The sequence below is a fragment of the Micromonospora sp. NPDC003776 genome, from assembly GCF_053605645.1.
Genome location: NZ_JBSGJR010000780.1, coordinates 1 through 2,571, shown reverse-complemented (window position 1 = coordinate 2,571; position 2,571 = coordinate 1). Strand labels below are relative to the sequence as shown.

The window sequence follows — 2,571 nt, the reverse complement described above, 5'->3', positions numbered from 1 at the left end:
GCCTGCCGGGCGGGGTCCGGGGGTGACCAGGTGCCGGCGAGCCGCCCGGCGACCAGCCGGGCCTGCGCCTCGACCAGCGGGAACGCCGCCCCGGTGGACTGCATGAGCCCGACGAAGGCCAGGCCGGGGGCGTCGAGGTGGAAGACGTGCCGGTACAGCGGCAGCCGGTCGGCGCCGTCGCCGAGCAGGTCGGGGTCGAGGAACGGCACCTCCACCCGGTAGCCGGTGCACCAGATCACCAGGTCCACCTCGTCGGCGCGGCCGTCGGTGAACTCCACTCGGGTGCCGGCGAACCGGGCGATGCCGGGGCGGGCTTCGATCTCGCCGTGGGTGAGCCGGGACAGCAGGCCGTCGGAGAGGGTGGGGTGGTCCTGGAGGAAGCCGTGCGCCGGGGCGGGCAGCCCGTACCGGCCGGGCGGGCCGACGGTGGCGGTGAGCATGGTCTGGCTGATCCGCTGCCGTAGCCGCCAGGGCAGCCGGCGCGCGAGGGCCCCGTTGAGGGTGTCCGAGGGGCGGCCGAGCAGGTACTTGGGCACCACCCAGACGCCGCGGCGCAGGGACAGCAGGGTGCGGGTGGCCGCGTACGAGGCGTCGACGGCGATGTCCATCGCGGAGTTGCCGCCGCCCACGACCAGCACCCGCCGGCCGGCGAGCTGCTCCGGTCCCCGGTAGTCGTGGCTGTGCAGCTGCTCGGCGGCGCACTCGCCGGGGTAGGTGTCGGGCAGCTTCGGCACCCGGTTGTGGCCGTTGGCGACCACCACGGCCTCGACGTCGACGTGGACGGGGCCGTCGGGTCCGGTGGCGTGCAGGGTCCAGGTGCCGTCGGCGGCGCGGGACACCCGGTCGACGGTGTGCCGCAGCCGGACGTCCTCGCCCAGCCCGAACCGGTCGGCGTAGTCGGCGAGGTAGCCGGCGACGCGGGTGTGGTCCGGGTAGTCGGGCCAGTCGGCGGGCATCGGGTGGTCGGCGAACTGGGTGCGGCCCTTGCTGGTGTTCAGGTGCAGCGTCCGGTACGCGGGCGAGCCCGGGGTCCCGTACATCCAGAGGCCGCCGACGGTGTCGGCGGCCTCGAACGCCACCGCGGGCACGCGTGCGTCGCGCAGCGCTTTGAGGGTGGCCAGGCCGGCCGCCCCGGCGCCGATCACCGCCACCCTGGGCCGTGCCGTCATGCCGCCTCCTTAATCCAACGCCTGATGGATAATGCCCAGCCGGCGGCGGACCGTCAAGAGCCGGCCGGCGGGTACAACCCGTCGAGGAAGCGGTGCACGAAGGCGCGGAACTCCCGCCGCTCCCGGGCCCCGGCGCCGCCCTGCGCGGCGAGGGCCACCACGTGCCCGTGCACCGCCCAGACCAGGCTGCGCACCGTGACGTGCGGGGTGGGCTCCACCAGCGCGCCACGGCGCGCCGCGGCGGTGAGCAACTGCTCGACCAGCCCGTACAGCGGGGCCGCGTAGCGCTGGTCGAGGTCGCCGTGCCGGTGCGGCTCCAGCCACCGGCGCAGCCACAGCGCGGTGGTCTCCGGCCGGTCCTCCAGGAAGTCCACGAAGACGTCGACCAGGTCGTGCAGCGCGCGCAGCGCCGCCCCGGACCCGGCCGCCAGGGCCGAGCGCGCCCGCTCGCCGGCGGCCTCGAGGACCTGCTGCTCGGCGGTGAAGACCCGGGCGAAGCAGGCGTCGTAGAGCTGCGCCTTCGTACCCGTGTGGTGCGCGACGGTGGCCACGTCGACGCCCGCGGCGGCGGCGACGTCGCGCAGGCTGACCGCGTCGAAGCCGCGGTCGGCGAACAGCGTGGTGGCGGCGGCGAGGACGAGGTCGCGGGTCGGCCGCTGGTCGTCGCGGCGGGGCCGGCCCGGCCGCCGGCGGGGCATGGTCATCCCGCCATTGTTCCCCCTACAATCCATCATCCGTTGGATTGGTGGGCCGGCGCGCCCGGGGAGGACACAGATGACCGGGCTCGACGGCGACGTCACCCTGCGGCGCGGCCCGCTGACCGGCTTCGCCGCCGGCTCGCTCGGCATGGGCGTCTGGCTCACCGTGCCCGGGCTGCTGCTGCTGTACTTCCTGACCGACATGCTCGCCGTGGCGCCCTGGCTGGCCGGGCTCACCCTGCTGCTGCCGAAGATCGCCGACGTGGTGCTGCACCCGTGGATCGGGCACCGCAGCGACGTCGAGCAGGCCCGCCGGGGGCACCGCCGCCGGTTGCTGCTGGCCGGCTGCCTCCTGCCGCTGGCCTTCGCCGCGCTGTTCGCGGTGCCCGGCGAGCTCACCGGCGCGCCCGCCGCGGCCTGGGTGGCGCTGCTGTTCATCGCCGGGAACCTGCTGTTCGCCGCGTACCAGGTGCCCTACCTGGCCACCCCGGCGGACCTGCGGATCGGCTACCACGAACGCACCCGGCTGATGGCCTTCCGGATGATGGTCCTCACCGTTGGCATCCTGCTGTCCGGGCTGCTGGCGCCGCTGCTGACCGGCGGCGACACCCCCACCCGCGGCGGCTACCTGCGGATGGCCGCGCTGCTGGGCGTCGGAATGCTGGCCGCCATGCTGGTCGGAGTGACCGGGATCGACCGGCTGC

The 2,571-nt window shown here is 75.4% G+C and carries 3 protein-coding genes; 1 reads left to right on the top strand and 2 read right to left on the bottom strand.

Going from position 1 to position 2,571, the window contains the following annotated elements:
- Both ACWEVO_RS34810 and ACWEVO_RS34805 read right to left on the bottom strand, forming a co-directional pair.
- Positions 1 to 1,169 (bottom strand): flavin-containing monooxygenase (locus ACWEVO_RS34810; RefSeq protein WP_452311658.1); only part of this gene is annotated, 1,169 nt, incomplete at its 3' end.
- Positions 1,170 to 1,222: 53 nt separating this feature from the next.
- Positions 1,223 to 1,867: a TetR/AcrR family transcriptional regulator gene (locus tag ACWEVO_RS34805; protein WP_452311659.1), complete on the bottom strand. Its 645-nt coding sequence runs from the start codon at positions 1,865 to 1,867 to the stop codon at positions 1,223 to 1,225.
- 76 nt (positions 1,868 to 1,943) lie between these two features.
- Here ACWEVO_RS34805 and ACWEVO_RS34800 point away from each other — a divergent pair.
- On the top strand, positions 1,944 to 2,571 hold a 628-nt coding region (locus ACWEVO_RS34800; protein ID WP_452311657.1), incomplete at its 3' end, for an MFS transporter.

Excerpts from the sequence above, each read along its gene's own strand:
- ACWEVO_RS34805 (WP_452311659.1), bottom strand. The coding sequence starts at position 1,867 with ATGCCCCGCCGGCGGCCGGGCCGGCCCCGCCGCGACGACCAGCGGCCG.